1 pseudogene is annotated in these 527 nt (G+C 67.4%); it reads right to left on the reverse strand.

What is annotated here, in order from left to right:
• A pseudogene (locus Q7C21_RS22975) lies at nucleotides 1-225 on the reverse strand (2-hydroxyacid dehydrogenase); the annotation flags it as partial.
• Between the last annotated feature and the right edge of the window lie 302 nt (nucleotides 226-527).

A 527-nucleotide genomic window follows, 5' to 3' on the forward strand; every position in this document is an offset into this window, starting at 1 on the left:
GCCGATCACGCAGATGATCTGCAGCCGGGGCAGGGCGTCGATTTCCGCCGCAGTCAGTCCCAGTGGGCCGCGGGTCAGCACGGCGTCGATCCGCCCGGCATGGTCCTGGATGGCCCGGGCCCGTTCGGCGGGGGTGGGCGCCAGGATCAGGTGAAAGCCCTGCTGTTCGAGCAGCGGCAGGTAGGCGTTGACGTTTTCAACCAGGACCAGGACGGTGGCACGCATCAAGGGATTCCTTGTGAATAGCTGAAATGGCGCAGGGGAGGCGGTGCACGGCTTCGGGCGAGGCGCGCAGCAGGCCGGCGCGAAGGCTCAAGGGTGCGGGTTGCGAGGGAATTTGGCAATGCTCGCCGGCACCGTTCCCGGGGGAATCACGCCATGTTCGGCGTGCCCGGGGCGGTGTGGGGACGATGGGGTCAGAAGGTCACATCGGCGGTCGTGGCCAGGCGCACGAAGGGGCCGTTGAGGGTGGCGTTATGGTGGGCGATGATTTTCTTCGCCCCCAGCACGGGCGTGTCCATGCAGGT

The sequence above is a fragment of the Pantoea sp. ANP04 genome (genome assembly GCF_041982285.1).
GTDB classification, from domain to species: Bacteria; Pseudomonadota; Gammaproteobacteria; order Enterobacterales; family Enterobacteriaceae; genus Pantoea; species Pantoea eucalypti.